Annotated in this window: 15 protein-coding genes; 9 read left to right on the top strand and 6 right to left on the bottom strand. The window is 63.3% G+C overall.

The features are described from left to right. Positions 1-8: 8 nt before the first annotated feature. The 6 genes from QSV36_RS07230 (at position 9) to QSV36_RS07205 (ending at position 6,473) form a co-directional block, all read left to right on the top strand. On the top strand, positions 9-869 hold the full coding sequence (locus QSV36_RS07230; RefSeq protein ID WP_289130987.1) for a PHP domain-containing protein: 861 nt from the start codon (positions 9-11) through the stop codon (positions 867-869). Positions 870-882: 13 nt separating this feature from the next. After that, a complete protein-coding gene (locus QSV36_RS07225) occupies positions 883-1,512 on the top strand; it encodes an L-threonylcarbamoyladenylate synthase (RefSeq protein ID WP_200627528.1) in 630 nt (209 codons plus the stop codon). Further along, positions 1,509-2,363 carry a segregation and condensation protein A gene (locus QSV36_RS07220; RefSeq protein WP_502945640.1) on the top strand — a complete coding sequence of 285 codons (855 nt, stop codon included), beginning with the start codon at positions 1,509-1,511 and terminating at the stop codon, positions 2,361-2,363. The genes QSV36_RS07225 and QSV36_RS07220 overlap by 4 nt, the downstream gene beginning before the upstream one ends. Then, on the top strand, positions 2,350-3,120 hold the full coding sequence (gene scpB / locus QSV36_RS07215; RefSeq protein ID WP_289130986.1) for an SMC-Scp complex subunit ScpB: 771 nt from the start codon (positions 2,350-2,352) through the stop codon (positions 3,118-3,120). Before QSV36_RS07220 ends, scpB begins: the two co-directional genes overlap by 14 nt. Before the next feature lie 211 nt (positions 3,121-3,331). Beyond that, entirely contained in the window at positions 3,332-4,399 is a 1,068-nt protein-coding gene (gene rluB / locus QSV36_RS07210; protein ID WP_289130985.1) for a 23S rRNA pseudouridine(2605) synthase RluB, read from the top strand. Between the two features lie 655 nt (positions 4,400-5,054). Beyond that, positions 5,055-6,473: an amino acid permease gene (locus QSV36_RS07205; RefSeq protein ID WP_289130984.1), complete on the top strand. Its 1,419-nt coding sequence runs from the start codon at positions 5,055-5,057 to the stop codon at positions 6,471-6,473. Positions 6,474-6,562: 89 nt separating this feature from the next. On the opposite strand, the gene QSV36_RS07200 is transcribed toward QSV36_RS07205, so the two are convergent. After that, positions 6,563-7,447: a LysR substrate-binding domain-containing protein gene (locus tag QSV36_RS07200; RefSeq protein WP_289130983.1), complete on the bottom strand. Its 885-nt coding sequence runs from the start codon at positions 7,445-7,447 to the stop codon at positions 6,563-6,565. Positions 7,448-7,599: 152 nt separating this feature from the next. On the opposite strand from QSV36_RS07200, the gene ydiJ reads away from it, so the two are divergent. Next, positions 7,600-10,620: a D-2-hydroxyglutarate dehydrogenase YdiJ gene (gene ydiJ / locus QSV36_RS07195; protein WP_289130982.1), complete on the top strand. Its 3,021-nt coding sequence runs from the start codon at positions 7,600-7,602 to the stop codon at positions 10,618-10,620. Between the two features lie 39 nt (positions 10,621-10,659). Here ydiJ and QSV36_RS07190 read toward each other — a convergent pair whose 3' ends face one another. The 4 genes from QSV36_RS07190 to phhA form a co-directional block, all read right to left on the bottom strand. After that, positions 10,660-11,847, bottom strand: coding sequence for an MFS transporter (locus QSV36_RS07190; protein WP_289130981.1), 1,188 nt, complete (start codon positions 11,845-11,847; stop codon positions 10,660-10,662). Between the two features lie 90 nt (positions 11,848-11,937). Further along, entirely contained in the window at positions 11,938-12,066 is a 129-nt protein-coding gene (locus tag QSV36_RS07185) for a hypothetical protein (RefSeq protein WP_263975009.1), read from the bottom strand. A gap of 214 nt (positions 12,067-12,280) precedes the next feature. Further along, positions 12,281-12,637 (bottom strand): 4a-hydroxytetrahydrobiopterin dehydratase, encoded by a 357-nt coding sequence (locus QSV36_RS07180; RefSeq protein WP_003254532.1) that lies wholly within the window; start codon positions 12,635-12,637, stop codon positions 12,281-12,283. A gap of 39 nt (positions 12,638-12,676) precedes the next feature. After that, on the bottom strand, positions 12,677-13,465 hold the full coding sequence (gene phhA, locus QSV36_RS07175) for a phenylalanine 4-monooxygenase (protein WP_289130980.1): 789 nt from the start codon (positions 13,463-13,465) through the stop codon (positions 12,677-12,679). 256 nt (positions 13,466-13,721) lie between these two features. Between phhA and QSV36_RS07170 the strand changes: the two genes are divergently transcribed. Further along, positions 13,722-15,281 (top strand): sigma-54-dependent transcriptional regulator, encoded by a 1,560-nt coding sequence (locus QSV36_RS07170; RefSeq protein ID WP_289130979.1) that lies wholly within the window; start codon positions 13,722-13,724, stop codon positions 15,279-15,281. A 153-nt stretch (positions 15,282-15,434) separates the two neighbouring features. On the opposite strand, the gene QSV36_RS07165 is transcribed toward QSV36_RS07170, so the two are convergent. Beyond that, positions 15,435-15,689 carry a DUF2790 domain-containing protein gene (locus tag QSV36_RS07165; RefSeq protein WP_225778731.1) on the bottom strand — a complete coding sequence of 85 codons (255 nt, stop codon included), beginning with the start codon at positions 15,687-15,689 and terminating at the stop codon, positions 15,435-15,437. A 397-nt stretch (positions 15,690-16,086) separates the two neighbouring features. Between QSV36_RS07165 and acs the strand changes: the two genes are divergently transcribed. Beyond that, on the top strand, positions 16,087-18,048 hold the full coding sequence (gene acs / locus QSV36_RS07160) for an acetate--CoA ligase (protein ID WP_186676385.1): 1,962 nt from the start codon (positions 16,087-16,089) through the stop codon (positions 18,046-18,048). The last annotated feature ends 296 nt before the right edge of the window (positions 18,049-18,344 follow it).

The following is an 18,344-nucleotide window of genomic DNA, read 5'->3' as shown; positions in this document are numbered from 1 at the left end:
GCTCCTCCATGAATGTTGATCTGCACTGTCACAGCACGGCCTCCGACGGCGCCCTGTCGCCCTCGGCACTGGTCGCCCGGGCCCATGAGCACGGGGTGCAAACGCTGGCACTGACCGACCATGACACCATCGAGGGCCTGCCCGAGGCGTGCCAGGCCTGCCGCGACAAGGGCATGCACTGGGTCAGCGGGGTAGAGCTGTCGTGCACCTGGGGCGGCGCGACCATCCATGTGCTGGGCTATGATTTCCCGCTCGACGCGCCGCCGTTGCTGGCGGCGATCGAAGCGCTGCACCGTGGCCGCTGGCTGCGTGCCGAAGAAATCGACAAACGGCTGGCGGCCAAGGGCATGCCCGGCGCCCTCGAAGGCGCCCGCGCCGTGCAGCACGAACTGGGTGACAGTGGCAACGCCCCGGCGCGCCCGCATTTTGCCGAGTACCTGGTGCGTGCCGGGCACGTCAAGGACCGTGGCGAGGCGTTTCGCAAGTGGCTGGGCGCCGGCAAGCTGGGCGATGTCAAGCAGCATTGGCCGAGCCTCGATGAAACCGTTGCCACCCTGCGCCAGTCCAACGCTTGGGTGAGCCTGGCGCATCCCATGCACTACGACCTGACCCGCAGCAAGCGCAGAAGGCTGATTGCCGACTATATTCAGGCAGGCGGGCAGGCACTTGAGGTGGTCAACGGGATGATGCCGGCCGAGCAGGTGGGCACGATGTCCATCCTCACCCGTGAGTTCGGCCTGCTGGCAAGCGCTGGCAGTGACTTCCACGGCCCCGGCACCTGGGGCGAGATCGGTGCCTACCGGCCTTTGCCCGAGGACCTGCCACCTCTGTGGCGCCGATTCAGCCATGAACAGCCTTTGGCGGTATGAACAGGACGACTACGTGAGCCAATTTTTCCAGATTCATCCGGAGAACCCGCAGCCGCGGCTGATCCGCCAGGCGGTGGAAATCATCCGCAAGGGCGGCGTGGTGGTGTATCCGACCGACTCGGCCTACGCCCTGGGCTGCCAGATCGGCGACAAGGCGGCGATCGAACGGGTGCGGCGCCTGCGCGGCCTGGACAAGACCCACAACTTCACCCTGATGTGCTGTGACATGTCGCAGCTGGGGCTGTATGCCAAGGTCGATACCGGTACCTTCCGCCTGCTCAAGGCGCATGTGCCGGGGCCTTACACCTTCATTCTCAATGGCACCCGCGAAGTGCCGCGCCTGCTGCTGCACGAAAAGCGCCGAACCATCGGCCTGCGCGTGCCGGACCATGCCATCACCCTGGCCTTGCTCGCCGAGCTGGGCGAGCCGCTGATGAGCGTGAGCCTGATCCTGCCGGGTGACGACGAGCCGATGACCGACCCGTACGAGATTCGTGAGCGCCTGGAGCATCATGTCGACCTGGTGATCGACGGCGGTTTTGGCGACCTCAAGGCCTCGACCATCATCGACCTGTCCGGTGACGAGCCGGAGCTGATCCGCGAAGGCTGCGGCGACCCCACACCGTTCCTGGTCAACGCGTGAGCCAGGTAGAAACACCCGAGGCACCGCCCGAACTGGCCGAGGCGCCGCGGCAACTGCAATTGGCGCTGGTCTATGGCGAAGCCTTGACCGAGCTGCCGCTGGACCTTTACATCCCGCCGGACGCGCTGGAAGTCATCCTCGAAGCCTTCGAAGGCCCGCTGGACCTGTTGCTGTACCTGATCCGCAAGCAGAACATCGACATCCTCGACATCCCGGTGGCGGAAATCACCCGCCAGTACATGGGCTATGTGGAACTGATGAAGAGCGTGCGCCTGGAGCTGGCGGCCGAATACCTGGTGATGGCCGCCATGCTCGCCGAGATCAAGTCGCGCATGCTGCTGCCGCGCTCGGCCGATGTCGAGGAAGAGGAGGGCGACCCGCGCGCCGAACTGATCCGCCGCCTGCAGGAGTACGAGCGCTTCAAGGCTGCCGCCGAAGGCATCGATGGGTTGCCTCGGGTTGGCCGCGAGGTCGTGGTGCCACGCCTGGAGGCACCGCAGGCCAAGGTGCGCAAGCTGTTGCCCCAGGTCTGCCTGGAAGAGCTGCTGGTGTCCATGGCCGAGGTGATGCGCCGCAACGACCTGTTCGAGAGCCACCAGATCACCCGCGAGACCCTGTCCACCCGGGAGCGCATGAGCCTGGTGCTGGAGCGCTTGAAAGGCGGCGGCTTCGTGCCGTTCGTCGAGCTGTTTGCTGCCGAGGAGGGCAAGCTGGGCGTGGTGGTGACCTTCATGGCGATCCTTGAGCTGGTGAAGGAATCGCTGGTCGAACTGGTGCAGAATGAACCCTTCGCCGCCATCCACGTGCGGCTTCGCCCGGCGCTTGTAGAAGAACCTGATGAACCTGAATGAACCCCGTGACCTGGCGTCACTGATCGAGGCCTTCCTGCTGGCTTCCGGCAAGCCGCAATCGCTGGAACGCCTGTACGAGCTGTTCGAAGAGGCCGAACGGCCAGAGCCCAAGGTCTTCAAGCAGGCCCTGGAGCTGCTGGGCGCATCGTGCGCTGGCCGTGCCTTCGAGCTCAAGGAAGTGGCCAGCGGTTACCGCCTGCAGATTCGCGAAGATTTTGCCCCCTGGGTCGGGCGCCTTTGGGAAGAGCGGCCGCAGCGCTATTCGCGCGCGCTGCTGGAAACCTTGGCCTTGATCGCCTACCGCCAGCCGATCACCCGTGGCGAGATCGAGGATGTGCGTGGCGTGGCGGTGAACAGCAACATCATCAAGACCCTCATGGAGCGCGAGTGGGTGCGCGTGGTCGGTTACCGCGAGGTGCCCGGGCGGCCGGCGATGTTCGCCACCACCAAGGGCTTTCTCGATCATTTCAACCTGAAGAGCCTGGACGAGTTGCCGGCCTTGGCCGAGCTGCGGGAAATGCAGCCTGAGCCGCTGCTCGACCCGGATGACGCACCGGTGCCGGCGCACCTGCAGGCGCTGGCCGATGCCAGCCTTGGCGAGGAGGAAGCGGTTGCCGAACCGAAGGAAGAAACCAGCTTCCGTAGCCTGTTGGTGGAGCTGGATGCCATGGAAGAGGGGCTGAAGACCGATTTCGATGACTTGCGTGAGGAGGAGCCTGAGGCCTCGATGGAGGAAGACGGCAAGGTGCAGCCCTGATTCTTCTGTTGCCTGCACGGGCTATTCGCGGGTTCGCCCGCGCAGAGGCCGGTACTGCCAACACATCACCATTAGGCAGATACTCCTGCCAACGCCTACAAAACCTTCTAACCTCCAGTGCGTTCCCGCGCCGAACCGCGTATGATGCGCGGCCTTTTGGCGCGTTCGTTGCCAAAAACCTGTTTTCATTCCTACACCGGGAGGTGCCCAGATGAGTGAGCAAGACCTGCAAGATAGCCAACCCACCCCTCCGTCCGGCGAAAAGCTGCAGAAAGTGCTGGCGCGTATCGGCGTTGGCTCGCGGCGTGACGTCGAGGCCTGGATCAGCCAGGGCCGTATCAAGGTCAATGGCGTCGAGGCCACCCTTGGCCAGCGCGTCGACCTGCACGATGCCATCGCCGTGGATGGCAAGCTGATCAAGCGCGAAGAGGCCGCCGAGGCCACCCGCCGGGTGATCATGTACAACAAGCCCGATGGCGAGATCTGCACCCGTGACGACCCGGAAGGCCGCCCGACCGTGTTCGATCGCCTGCCACGGCCGAAGGAAGGCCGCTGGATCAACATCGGCCGCCTCGACATCAACACCACTGGCCTGCTGCTGTTCACCACCGATGGTGAGCTGGCCAACCGCCTGATGCACCCGTCCTACGAGATGGACCGTGAGTACGCGGTGCGTGTGCGCGGCGAAGTCGATGACGAGATGATCGAGCGCCTGAAGGCTGGCGTGATGCTGGAAGACGGCCCGGCCAAGTTCACCGACATCCAGAAGGCGCCGGGTGGCGAAGGTTTCAACCACTGGTACCACTGCGTGGTGATGGAAGGCCGTAACCGCGAGGTGCGTCGCTTGTGGGAGTCCCAGGGCATGGTGGTCAGCCGCCTGAAGCGCGTGCGTTTCGGCCCGGTGTTCCTCAATTCCGACCTGCCGATGGGTCGTTGGCGTGAAATGACCCAGGGCGAAATCGACATCCTTGCCGCTGAAGTGGGCCTGCAGCCAGTAGCGCTGCCTGCCATGAAACTCAAGGCCAAGGACAAGCTGGAACGCCTGCAACGCAAGTCGACCCGCCCGTTGGGCCGTGGCGAGCGCGTGCGCAGCCTGCGCCCGGCCCACGAAGGCGGCGCTGGCGACGAGCGCCCGGTGCGCCAGCCGCGTGAAGAGGCTCCGCGCAAGAGCAGTCGTGGCAGTACCGTTGCCGAGCGCCCGAGCGAGATGCGCAAACGTCCGGGCAAGCCTGAGGCTGACAAGCCGGCAGGCCGCGGTCGTGGCAAGCCGCGTGGCTGATCAGCCGTAGTGGTAACGAGAAACCAGCCTTCGGGCTGGTTTTTTTATGCCTATGGGATTTGCGGCTGCTGCGATGGGCTGCAAAGAGACCCAAGACATTGAACAAAAAGAATTTTTCGGACGACTGGCAAGTTCTCGAACCGGCTTGTAAAGAAACTTATACAGATTGCGCTGAATCCAGTCCAGATTTCAGGATTTCCACGGCTCTGTAAACATTGCTTGCCGGCGCCACTGTACCCGAGCCTGCCCCCAGGCTCCGACCACCCTTGCCCAAACCCCCGCCCCACGGTGTTATAGCCGTCATTGCCGTGTGCAAAAGCCGGTCCGCAGAGCCCGGCTGACAAAACAACAAATGGAGGCGCCATGTACGCCGATCACTCCGCCTTTGAAGGCCTACACCACAGGATCGCTGCGTTTTTTCCCAGGGAAACGATGCAGTGCGTTGACGCCTGCGCGTTTGCAGGGGTATACAGTGCGCCGCGTTTTACCTGTGACTCCTTTGCGTACCGCGCACTCCTGATCACCCCTGGTTGACCCGCTCCGGCGGCAGCTGCGTTCAGGAAACCCAAGGTAACCACCTTGCCCATTCCGCTGCGCCACGAGCGCGGTGGGTCCGATTCCGTCACAGATAAAAACAATGCAGGTGACTTCGTTCATGAGTGGACAAAACATGCATTCAGGCGAGCTCAAGCGGGGCCTGAAGAACCGCCACATCCAGCTGATTGCCCTGGGTGGTGCGATCGGTACCGGCCTGTTCCTCGGTTCGGCGGGGGTGATGAAATCCGCCGGCCCGTCGATGATCCTTGGCTACGCCATCTGCGGCTTCATCGCCTTCATGATCATGCGCCAGCTTGGCGAAATGATCGTCGAAGAGCCGGTAGCCGGCTCGTTCAGCCATTTCGCCCACACCTACTGGGGCGGTTTCGCCGGCTTCCTGTCGGGCTGGAACTGCTGGGTGCTGTACATCCTGGTGGGCATGTCGGAGCTGTCGGCAGTCGGCAAATATGTCCACTACTGGTGGCCGGAGATCCCGACCTGGGTCACCGCGGCGGCGTTCTTCGTGCTGATCAACGCCATCAACCTGATGAACGTGAAGTTCTTCGGTGAAGCCGAATTCTGGTTTGCCATCATCAAGGTGGTGGCCATCGTCAGCATGATCGGCCTGGGTGCCTACCTGCTGACCAGCGGCAGCGGCGGCCCCGAGGCGACCGTGGCCAACCTGTGGTCGCATGGTGGCTTCTTCCCGAACGGTGTCAGCGGCCTGGTGATGGCCCTGGCGTTCATCATGTTCTCCTTCGGTGGCCTGGAAATGCTCGGTTTCACCGCGGCCGAGGCCGACAAGCCGAAGACCGTGATCCCCAAGGCGATCAACCAGGTCATCTACCGCATCCTGATCTTCTATGTGGGCGCCCTGGTGGTCCTGCTGTCGCTGACCCCGTGGGACAACCTGGTCGCCAGCATAGCTGCCTCGGGTGGCAGCTATGGCAGCAGCCCGTTCGTGCAGGTGTTCTCGCTGCTGGGCAGTGACGTGGCAGCGCACTTGCTGAACTTCGTGGTCCTGACTGCGGCATTGTCGGTGTACAACAGCGGCACCTACTGCAACGCCCGCATGCTGTTGGGCATGGCCGAGCAGGGCGATGCCCCGGCATCGCTGGCCCAGGTCGACAAGCGTGGCGTGCCTGTGCGTTCGATCCTGGCATCGGCTGGGGTGACCTTCGTTGCCGTGCTGCTCAACTACCTGATGCCGCAGAACGCCCTGGAGCTGCTGATGTCGCTGGTGGTGGCCACCCTGGTGATCAACTGGGCGATGATCAGCTACTCGCACCTGAAGTTCCGCCAGCACCTCGACCGCACCGGCCAGAAGCCGCTGTTCAAGGCCTTGTGGTACCCCTATGGCAACTACCTGTGCCTGGCGTTCGTGGTGCTGATCCTGGGCATCATGCTGATGATCCCGGAGATCCGCGTGTCGGTGTATGCGATCCCGATCTGGCTGTTTGCGATGTTCGTGATCTACATGGTCAAGCCGCGTCGCAGGATGAATACCGGTGTAGCGGCTACCGGCATGGCCAAGTAAGGCGCCATGCAGTAACCGGAAACCCGAAGTCAGGTACCTGGCTTCGGGTTTTTTCTTGCGTGTCCCGGCGAAAGGACCGCGACGCAAGCTCAGATCTGCTTTAGCAACCAGCTTCTGAATGCCCGCAACGATGGCAATGCCTCGTTCCTCGGCGGGTAGATCAGGTAATAGCTGCGCTGGCTGGCAAACGCCTCGCCGGGGCTGTACAGCTCGCCCTTGGCCAGCTCCTCTTCCACCAGGATGCGCGGCACCAGACCGATGCCGATACCGGCCCGTACCGCCTGGATCAGGTGCGAGGTCAGCTCGAAGCTCGGCCCCAGGCGCATCGCCCGGTGCGCCAGGCCATGGTGCGAGAACCACTCGCCCCAGGCATGCGGGTTGTTGGCCACGTTCAGCAGCACCTCTTCACTGATCCGGGCCGGGCTCCAGCCCTGGCTATCCACGCCAGCTTCCGGCGGCAGGATCACCACCAGTTGTTCGGCATGCAGGCGATGGCAGACCAGCCCCGGCAAATCGTGGCTGGCCACGCCGATGGCGGCATCGATCTCGCTGGTGTCGAAATTGATGGCTTCGATGCGTGAATGAATGTGCACCAGCATGCCCGGGTGGGCGCTGTAGAACGCGTGCAGCCGTGGCAGCAGCCACTTCGAGCCGAAGGTGGGCAGGGTGGCCAGGCGCAAGGTGCCGACGCCTGACTGGTAGGCCAATGCCTGCAGGGTGGCACTGCGGATGCGCCCCAGGGCCTCGCTGAGTTCGCGCTGGTACAGGCGCCCGACATCGGTGAGTTGCACCTGGCGCCCTTCGCGGCGGAACAGGGTCAGCCCCAGCTGCTGTTCCAGTGCCTGTACCTGGCGGCTGACTGCGCTCTGGGTCAGCGACAGTTCAGCGGCGGCGCGGGTATAGCTTTCATGTCGGGCGGCAGCCTCGAAGGCCAGCAGCAGCGACATGGATGGGGTCAGGTGGCGGTAATTCATTCATGGAAGTCATCGATAGCGGCAGGATTATCCGTTTGCCCCTGAGGCGAAACTACAGGAACATTGGCCTATACGTCATCCCCGCATGCTTTCACTCATGCCGGAGCGACAGGAATCCCGTGAATTAGCCTATTTCAAGAGGCCATCCTTCGATGATCGCCCAGCTGCCGACCATTGCGCCGAGCGCCAACTACCCCGAATTCCTCGAAGCCCTGCGCAACAGCGGCTTCCGTGGCCAGATCAGTGCCGACTACGCTACCCGCACGGTACTGGCCACCGACAACTCGATCTACCAGCGCTTGCCGCAGGCGGCGGTGTTCCCGCTGGACGCCGACGACGTGGTGCGGGTCGCCACGCTGATGGGCGAGCCGCGTTTTCGCCAGGTCAAGCTGACCCCGCGCGGCGGCGGTACCGGCACCAATGGCCAGTCGCTGACCGACGGTATCGTGGTCGACCTGTCACGGCACATGAACAACATCCTCGAAATCAACGTCGAGGAGCGCTGGGTACGGGTGCAGGCGGGTACCGTCAAGGACCAGCTCAACGCCGCGCTCAAGCCGTACGGCCTGTTCTTCGCGCCTGAGCTGTCCACCTCCAACCGCGCCACCGTCGGCGGCATGATCAATACCGATGCCAGCGGCCAGGGCAGCTGCACCTATGGCAAGACCCGCGACCACGTCCTGGAGCTGCACAGCGTGCTGCTCGGGGGCGAGCGCCTGCACAGCCTGCCGATCGACGATGCCGCACTGGAGCAGGCCTGCGCCGCGCCCGGCCGGGTCGGCGAGGTGTACCGCATGGCGCGGGAGATCCAGGAAACCCAGGCAGACCTGATCGCAACCACGTTCCCCAAGCTCAACCGCTGCCTGACCGGCTACGACCTGGCGCACCTGCGCGACGAACAGGGCCGCTTCAATCTCAACAGCGTGCTGTGCGGTGCCGAAGGTTCGTTGGGCTATGTGGTCGAAGCCAAGCTCAATGTGCTGCCGATCCCCAAGTACGCCGTGCTGGTCAACGTACGCTACAGCAGCTTCATGGACGCCCTGCGCGATGCCAACGCGCTGATGGCGCACAAACCGCTGTCGATCGAGACCGTCGATTCCAAGGTGCTGATGCTGGCGATGAAGGACATCGTCTGGCACAGCGTCGCCGAATACTTCCCGGCCGACCCCGAGCGCCCGACCCTGGGCATCAACCTGGTGGAGTTCTGTGGCGACGAACCTGCCGAGGTCAATGCCAGGGTGCAGGCGTTCATCCAGCACCTGCAGAGCGACACCAGTGTCGAGCGCCTGGGCCACACCCTGGCCGAGGGCGCCGAGGCGGTGACCCGCGTCTATACCATGCGTAAACGTTCGGTGGGTTTGCTGGGCAATGTGGAAGGCGAAGTCCGCCCGCAGCCGTTCGTCGAGGACACTGCGGTACCGCCAGAACAACTGGCCGACTACATCGCCGACTTCCGCGCGCTGCTCGATGGTTACGGCCTGGCCTATGGCATGTTCGGCCACGTCGACGCCGGTGTGCTGCACGTGCGCCCGGCGCTGGACATGAAGGACCCGGCCCAGGCCGCGCTGGTCAAGCCGATCTCCGATGCCGTGGCGGCGTTGACCCGCAGCTACGGCGGCCTGCTGTGGGGCGAGCATGGCAAGGGCCTGCGTTCGGAGTACGTGCCGGAGTACTTCGGCGAGCTGTATCCGGCGCTGCAGCGCCTGAAAGGCGCCTTCGACCCGCACAACCAGCTCAACCCCGGCAAGATCTGCACCCCGCCGGACAGCGCCGAGGGCCTGACCAAGGTCGATGGCGTGACCCTGCGCGGCGATCTCGACCGCACCATCGACGAGCGCGTGTGGCAGGACTTCGCTAGCGCCGTGCACTGCAACGGCAACGGCGCCTGCTACAACTATGACCCCAACGACGCCATGTGCCCGTCATGGAAGGCCACCCGCGAACGCCAGCATTCGCCCAAAGGCCGCGCCTCGCTGATGCGTGAGTGGCTGCGCCTGCAGGGCGAGGCGAACATCGATGTGCTGGCTGCGGCGCGCAATCGAGTGTCCTGGCTCAAGGGCCTGCCGGCACGCCTGCGCAACAACCGCGCCCGCAGCCAGGGGCAGGCAGATTTCTCCCATGAGGTGTACGACGCCATGGCCGGCTGCCTGGCGTGCAAGTCGTGCGCCGGGCAATGCCCGATCAAGGTCAACGTGCCGGACTTCCGCTCGCGCTTCCTCGAGCTGTACCACGGCCGCTACCAGCGCCCGCTGCGTGACTACCTGATCGGCTCGCTGGAGTTCACCATTCCCTACCTTGCCCACGCGCCGGGGCTGTACAACGCGGTGATGGGCTCGAAGTGGGTGAGCCGGCTGCTGGCCGACAAGGTGGGCATGGTCGACAGCCCGTTGCTCAGCCGCTTCAACTTCCAGGCTACCCTGACCCGCTGCCGTGTCGGCGTGGCCAGTGTGCCAACCCTGCGTGAACTGACACCGGCCCAGCGTGAACGCAGCATCGTGCTGGTGCAGGACGCCTTCACCCGCTACTTCGAGACGCCACTGCTGTCGGCCTTCATCGACCTGGCGCACCGCCTGGGCCACCGCGTGTTTTTGGCGCCGTACAGCGCCAACGGCAAGCCGCTGCATGTGCAGGGTTTCCTCGGTGCGTTCGCCAAGGCGGCGATCCGCAATGCCAGCCAGCTCAAGGCCCTGGCTGACTGCGGCGTGCCGCTGGTGGGCCTGGACCCGGCGATGACCCTGGTGTACCGCCAGGAGTACCAGAAAGTCCCGGGCCTGGACGGCTGCCCGAAGGTGTTGTTGCCACAGGAATGGCTGATGGACGTGCTGCCGGAGCAGGCAGCGAGCGCGTCGGGCAGTTTCCGCTTGATGGCGCACTGCACCGAGAAGACCAACGTGCCGGCCAGCACTCGGCAGTGGGAGCAGGTGTTCGCCCGCCTGGGGCTGAAGCTGGTGACCGAGGCCACTGGTTGCTGCGGGATGTCCGGAACCTATGGGCACGAGGCGCGTAACCAGGACACCTCGCGGACCATCTTCGAGCAGAGCTGGGCGACCAAGCTGGACAAGGAAGGCGAGCCGCTGGCGACGGGGTATTCCTGCCGTAGCCAGGTCAAGCGCATGACCGAGCGGCAGATGCGCCACCCGCTGGAAGTGGTGTTGCAGTACGCCCAGCGCTAGGTTTCAAGGCCTCGGGGGCTGCAAAGCAGCCCCCGGCCATTACCGATACTGCTTCTGACGCGCCTGCCGGTAAAGGTACAGGCTCAACACCAGCCCGCAAGCCGCCGCCGCCGCAGCAAACAGAAACATCGAGGCAAAGCCGAACCCCGCCGCCACCGCGCCCACCAGCGGCCCGGTCACCCCCAGCGACAAGTCGATGAACAGCGAATAGGCCCCGACCGCAGCCCCGCGGTTGGCCGCCGATACCTGGTTCACTGCCTCCACTCCCAGCGCCGGGAATACCAGCGAGAAGCCGAACCCGCTCAGTGCGGCGCCTGCCAGCGCCAGTTCGGCATTCGGTGCCAGCCACAGCATCAGCAGCCCAAGCGTTTCCACCGACAGGCAGGCGATCGCCACGCGGAACCCGCCAATCCGGTTGATCAGGTTGCCGAACAGCAGCCGTGCGCTGATGAAGCTGGCGCCGAACAGGCTCAGGGTCAGCGCGGCATTGGCCCAACCGCGGCTGGCGTAGTACAGGGTGATGAAGGTGGCGATGGTGCCGAAGCCGATCGAGCCCAGGGCCAGCCCCGAACCGTGCGGGAACACTTTGCCCAGCACCCGCAGGAACGGCAGGCGCACGCCGCTGACGATCGGCGCCGCCTGCCGGGGCCAGGCCAGCAGCAGGCCGAGCAGGCACAGCAGGATGATGCTCGCGCCCATGCTCCACAGCCCCAGGCCCTTGACCATCAGCACCCCCAGCGGGGCGCCGATGGCCAGCGCGCCGTAGCTGGCGATGCCGTTCCAGGAGATGACTTTGGCGGTGTGTTCGGCGCCGACCCGGCCGATACCCCAGCCGATCGAACCCGACCCCACCAGGCTCTCGGCGCTGCCCAGCACCAGGCGGCCGGCCAGCAGGCTGGCCAGGCTCAGCCAGGGCAGGTGGGTGAGAAAGGCGCAGGCCAGCATGAACACCCCGCTGAGGCCACACCCGGCCAGGCCATACAGGACGGCTTTCTTGCTGCCGTGGTTGTCGATGATGCGGCTGGCCGTGGGGCGGCTGAGCAGGGTGGCCAGGTATTGCACGCTGATCACCAGGCCCGCGACCACGGCGCCGAAGCCCAGGTCGTTGTGCACGTAGCCGGGCAATACGGCCAGGGGGATGCCGATGTTCAGGTAACCGATGAAGGTAAAGAGGACGATGGAGACGACTTGCAGGGTGACCGCAAGGGGGCGCGGTGAGTCGGGCATGGGGGCCTACGTGGGTTCTGGACGGTGTGAAAACGTGATGACGGGGGTAGCCCGCAGGTCAGCCGTTTTCACACAGTCGGGGTTGCGCGGTTAGTCCTGGTCAGCGCTGGATTGATCGTCACCATCCTGCTCGGCGGCAGCAGCCGGCTCGGCGTGAACGGTTACGGTTGGCTCTTCTGGGTTCAGGCTTGGGAAGGGAAGATTCGGGATTTCATGCATCTCGTCGTTCCTCGCAAGTGTGAGTGAAAAGTCTGCGCCAGGCGCGTTTGAAGCTTCGCAAAGCTGGGGCAGGATACACAAGTCTGGATGACAGTTTGGTTTTTTTGCCGGTCGCCGGTCGGTTTTGCGGGCGAACAGCGGACATTTTCCCCGCAAGAACTGGGGCCGCTTTGCGCCCCTTCGCGGGCGCGAAACGGCCCCACTCTTCAGACGATTACTTGCGGCCTTCAGCCGTCTCCGCCACCTTGTCAGTGCGCGCGCACATGATGAAGTCGTTGCGGTGCAGGCCCTTGATCGAGTGGCTCCACCAGGTCACGGTGACCTTGCCCCACTCGGTCAGCAGGCCCGGGTGGTGGCCTTCGGCTTCGGCGATTTCGCCCACGGCATTGGTGAATGCCAAGGCGTGCTTGAAGTTCTTGAACAGGAAGACGCGCTCCAGCTCCATGTGGCCATCGCGTACTTCGATGTTCCAGTCCGGGATCTCGCGGATCAGCTCGGCCAACTCTTCGTCGGTGACTTTCGGCGCGTCGGCGCGGCAGGCTTCGCAATGGGCTTGGTTCAAGGCATTCATGTGGTGTTTTCCGGTTTGAGTTGTTATCGGCAAGGTCGTTCAGGCGGCGACCTTGGGTGGAAACTTCGGTGCGTGCAGGCCCAGCTGCATGGCCTGGTGAACCATGCTCATGATGTCTTCATGGGCCAGGTCGAACAGGCGCTTCATGTTCGGTAGCACGAAATACAGCGGCTGCAGGATGTCGATACGGTACGGGGTGCGCATGGCTTCGATCGGGTCGAAGCCCTGGTGCTCTGGCTCGCCAGACAGACTGTAGACGGTTTCCTTCGGCGACGAGAGGATGCCACCGCCATAGATCTTGCGGCCTTGGGCGGTTTCGATGAGGCCGAATTCGATGGTCATCCAGTACAGGCGCGCCAGGTACACGCGCTGTTCCTTGGTCGCGGCCAGGCCGAGCTTGCCGTAGGTATGGGTAAATTCTGCGAACCAGGGGTTGGTCAGCAGCGGGCAGTGGCCGAAGATCTCGTGGAAGATGTCGGGTTCCTGCAGGTAGTCCAGCTCTTCCGGGGTGCGGATGAACGTGGCGACCGGGAAGCGCTTGCTGGCCAGCAGTTCGAAGAAGGTCTGGAAGGGGATCAGTGCCGGCACCCGGGCAACCTGCCAACCGGTAGTGGCGCCCAGCACCTTGTTGATTTCGCCCAGTTGCGGAATCCGGTCATGCGGCAGCTTGAGCTGGTCGATGCCGTCCAGGTATTCCTGGCATGCGCGGCCTTCGATCACTTTCAGCTGGCGGGTGATCAAGGTGTTCCAGACCGCATGCTCTTGCTGCGGGTAATCGATAAAACCGTGCGCATCGGGCTCGCGTGCCACGTATTGCGTCTGTTTCATGTGGCTCTCCTGGTGAGGGCTTTTCTTGTTATGTGCAGGACATGCCCAAGGAATATCCCTTCGCCGGCTGCTTTTCACGGGGGTAGGAGATAGGCGGGATGGGCTTCTGGCAGTGTTTTCGTAACGAATATTTTACAAAACCCGGCAGGTGTCGGAAAATCCGAGGCATCTGGCTGATGCCTAGGCTGTTTTTGTCAGCTTATCTTTACGACTTTTCTGCGCTGCGGTGAAAAACCTCGGCGCTTCGAGAGCCCTCATGCGTATCAAAGTGCATTGCCAGAACCGTATTGGCATCCTGCGCGACATCCTCAACCTGTTGGTGGAATACGGCATCAACGTGCTGCGCGGCGAGGTGGGCGGTGACCATGGCAACGCCATCTACCTGCATTGCCCGAACCTGATCAATTTGCAGTTCCAGGCGCTGCGGCCCAAGTTCGAGGCCATCGCCGGGGTGTTCGGCGTCAAGCGCGTGGGGCTGATGCCCAGCGAACGTCGCCACATGGAGCTGAACGCGCTGCTGGGCGCGTTGGACTTCCCGGTGCTGTCGATCGACATGGGCGGCAGTATCGTCGCCGCCAACCGCGCGGCAGCCCAGTTGCTGGGGGTGCGGGTAGACGAGGTGCCAGGCATGCCGCTGGCGCGCTACGTCGAAGACTTCGACCTGCCGGAGTTGGTACGCGCCAACAAGTCGCGCATCAACGGCCTGCGCATCAAGGTCAAGGGCGATGTGTTCCTGGCCGATATCGCGCCGCTGCAGTCCGAGCACGACGACAGCGAGGCGCTGGCCGGTGCAGTGCTGACCCTGCACCGCGCCGACCGCATCGGCGAGCGTATCTACAATGTGCGCAAGCAGGAGCTGCGCGGTTTCGACAGCATCTTCCAGAGCTCGCGGGTGATGGCTGCCGTAGTCCGCGAGGCGCGGCGCATGGCACCCCTGGATGCGCCCTTGCTGATCGAGGGTGAGACGGGCACCGGCAAGGAGTTGCTAGCGCGTGCCTGCCACCTGGCCAGCCCGCGCGGGCAGTCGCCGCTGATGGCGCTGAACTGCGCCGGCCTGCCCGAGTCGATGGCCGAGACCGAGCTGTTCGGTTACGGCCCCGGGGCCTTCGAAGGTGCGCGGGCCGAGGGCAAGCTGGGGCTGCTGGAGCTGACCGCCGGTGGCACGCTGTTCCTTGATGGGGTAGGGGAGATGAGCCCGCGCCTGCAGGTGAAGTTGCTGCGCTTTCTACAGGACGGCTGCTTCCGCCGCGTAGGCAGCGATGAAGAGGTGTACCTGGACGTGCGGGTGATCTGTGCGACCCAGGTGGATTTGTCCGAATTGTGCGCGCGTGGCGAGTTTCGTCAGGACCTGTATCACCGGCTCAATGTGTTGTCGCTGCACATTCCGCCCTTGCGCGAATGCATGGACGGCCTGGAAGGGCTGGTACAGCACTTTCTCGACCAGGCCAGCCGGCAGATCGGTTGCGCCATGCCGCGCTTGGCGCCGGCGGCGATGGACAAACTTGCCCAGTACCATTGGCCGGGCAATGTGAGGCAACTGGAAAACGTATTGTTCCAGGCGGTTTCGTTATGCGATGGCGGCGTGGTCAAGAGTGAACATATCCGCTTGCCGGATTATGGTGTGCGCCAGCCGTTGGGTGAGTTTTCGCTGGACGGGGATCTTTCGCAGATTGTCGGGCGCTTTGAGAAGGCGGTGCTGGAAAGTTTGATGGGGGAGTTTCCGAGTAGTCGGGCTTTAGGTAAAAGATTGGGTGTTTCGCATACTACCATTGCCAACAAGTTGAGGGATTACTCGCTTGGCAAGTCTGCAGATTAATCCGGCTTTATAAAAGGCGGGACTGCTGCGCAGTCCTTTCGCGACACAAGGCCGCTCCTACAAGTACTGCGCAGGCTTCAAACATTGCGCGGTACCTGTAGGAGCGGCCTTGTGTCGCGAATGGGGCCCGCAGGGCCCCCAATTCACAAGGTATCAGCCGTTGGAACAGCCGTTCCCCATCACGCGGTATTCGAGAATGTGCTTCTGGCCCTTGGAGTCTTCATAGGTCATGCGGGCTGGCACGACTTCGCACACATTGGGCACTTCGCTCATGGAAATGACGCGGGCAATGTCCAGGTGCTGCGAATAGTTGTACTGTTCAACCGGAATCTGCTCGGCCTCTTTCGCTTCGCCGGCCATCGCCGCGCCGCAAAGACTGCCAAGTACCAATACCAGTAAAGCTTTCATTTTCCATTTACCTGTCTAAGGTCGTGAGGGGGCGCGCGGCGCTTTTGGCGCCGCGAGTATTGCTGGTTTAACTATCGGGATATGATGGGGATTAACGCTTGCCTTCGTGGGGGCTGTTACCAGTTGTTAATCGCCTTGCCGTTGTTGGCGAGATGAATTTTAGGGTTGTCGCCAAGACTGAAACAGTGGGGCTTTTGATAAAGTGTTTTGACAGAATCTGTAACAATCGTCTGGGCAACGCTCCAGTTGTCGCTTCGTCACGGCCGTAAAGCGCATGCTAGAGCGGCCGTCCTGTACGGACGTACCAAATTACTACCAACGTCGAATGGCTTTTGTCGCTCTGGTACAGTTACAAACGGTTCCATACAAAAACAACTATTACACCGAGGTAACACAGATGAGTGCGGCTCCACTGTATCCCGTTCGTCCCGAGGTTGCGGCCACCACCCTCACCGACGAGGCCACCTACAAGGCCATGTACCAGCAGTCGGTGATCAACCCGGACGGCTTCTGGCGCGAGCAGGCCCAGCGTATCGACTGGATCAAGCCGTTCACCAAGGTCAAGCAGACCTCCTTCGACGACCACCATGTCGATATCAAATGGTTCGCCGACGGCACTCTGAACGTTTCCTCCAACTGCCTGGATCGCCACCTCGAAGAGCGCGGTGACCAGTTGGCCATCATCTGGGAAGGCGACGATCCTTCCGAGCACCGCAACATCACCTACCGCGAATTGCACGAGCAGGTCTGCAAGTTTGCCAACGCCCTGCGTGGCCAGGATGTGCACCGCGGTGACGTGGTCACCATCTATATGCCGATGATCCCGGAAGCTGTGGTCGCCATGCTGGCCTGCGCCCGTATCGGTGCGATCCACTCGGTGGTATTCGGTGGCTTCTCGCCGGAAGCGCTGGCCGGGCGGATCATCGACTGCAAGTCCAAGGTGGTCATCACCGCCGACGAAGGCGTGCGCGGCGGCCGCCGTACCCCGCTCAAGGCCAACGTCGACCTGGCGTTGACCAACCCGGAAACCAACAGCGTGCAGAAGATCATCGTGTGCAAGCGCACCGGAGGCGACATTGCCTGGCACCAGCATCGCGACATCTGGTACGAAGACCTGATGAAAGTGGCTTCCAGCCACTGCGCGCCGAAAGAGATGGGGGCCGAGGAAGCGCTGTTCATCCTTTACACCTCCGGCTCCACCGGCAAGCCGAAGGGCGTGCTGCACACCACCGGTGGTTACCTGGTCTATGCCGCGCTGACCCATGAGCGCGTGTTCGACTACCGCCCGGGCGAGGTCTACTGGTGCACCGCCGACGTGGGTTGGGTCACCGGCCACAGCTACATCGTCTACGGCCCGCTGGCCAACGGTGCCACCACGCTGCTGTTCGAGGGCGTGCCGAACTACCCGGACATCACCCGCGTGTCGAAGATCATCGACAAGCACAAGGTCAATATCCTGTACACCGCGCCAACTGCCATCCGCGCGATGATGGCCGAAGGCGAGGCTGCGGTGGCCGGGGCTGACGGCTCCAGCTTGCGTCTGCTGGGTTCGGTGGGCGAGCCGATCAACCCCGAAGCCTGGAACTGGTACTACAAGGCCGTGGGCAAGGAACGTTGCCCGATCGTCGATACCTGGTGGCAGACCGAAACCGGCGGCATCCTGATCAGTCCGCTGCCGGGTGCCACTGGCCTCAAGCCGGGTTCGGCAACCCGTCCGTTTTTCGGCGTGGTGCCAGCCCTGGTGGACAACCTGGGCAACCTGATCGAAGGTGCCGCCGAAGGTAACCTGGTGATCCTCGATTCCTGGCCGGGGCAATCGCGTTCGCTGTACGGCGACCACGACCGTTTCGTCGACACCTACTTCAAGACCTTCCGTGGCATGTACTTCACCGGCGACGGCGCGCGTCGCGACGAAGATGGCTACTACTGGATCACCGGCCGCGTGGATGACGTGCTCAACGTGTCCGGCCACCGCATGGGTACTGCCGAGATCGAAAGCGCCATGGTGGCCCATTCGAAAGTGGCCGAGGCGGCGGTGGTGGGCGTGCCGCACGACATCAAGGGGCAGGGCATCTACGTGTATGTCACCCTCAATGCCGGCATCGAGCCCAGCGAGCAGTTGCGCCTGGAGCTGAAGAACTGGGTGCGCAAGGAAATCGGCCCGATCGCCTCGCCGGACGTGATCCAGTGGGCGCCGGGGCTGCCGAAGACCCGTTCGGGCAAGATCATGCGCCGCATCCTGCGCAAGATTGCCACGGGCGAATACGGCGCCCTGGGTGACATCTCGACCCTGGCCGACCCAGGGGTGGTGCAGCATCTGATCGATACCCACAAGGCGATGAGCCTGGCTTCGGCCTGATAGCCGAGTCGCACACGATCCCCTGTGGGAGCGGGCATGCCCGCGAAGCAGGCGACGCGGTGGATGGCACCGGCTACGCCGGTGTTCGCGGGCGCGCCCGCTCCCACACAGGTCGGTGTAGCCATTAAAAACCCCGCCCGGGCAACCGGCGGGGTTTTTGCTTTACTGTTACCCGACATTCATCGGTAACTGTTCTGTCACCGTTGGCGCACGGCATCGGGGCGCCAGGAAACAATTCCGCTTCGTTTCGGTGCATTTCGCCGGCATTTTTTTCACCGCAGCACGCTACACTTGCC

Source organism: Pseudomonas sp. BCRC 81390, from assembly GCF_030341915.1.
GTDB lineage: Bacteria > Pseudomonadota > Gammaproteobacteria > Pseudomonadales > Pseudomonadaceae > Aquipseudomonas.
This window is presented reverse-complemented; position numbering and strand designations above follow the sequence as displayed.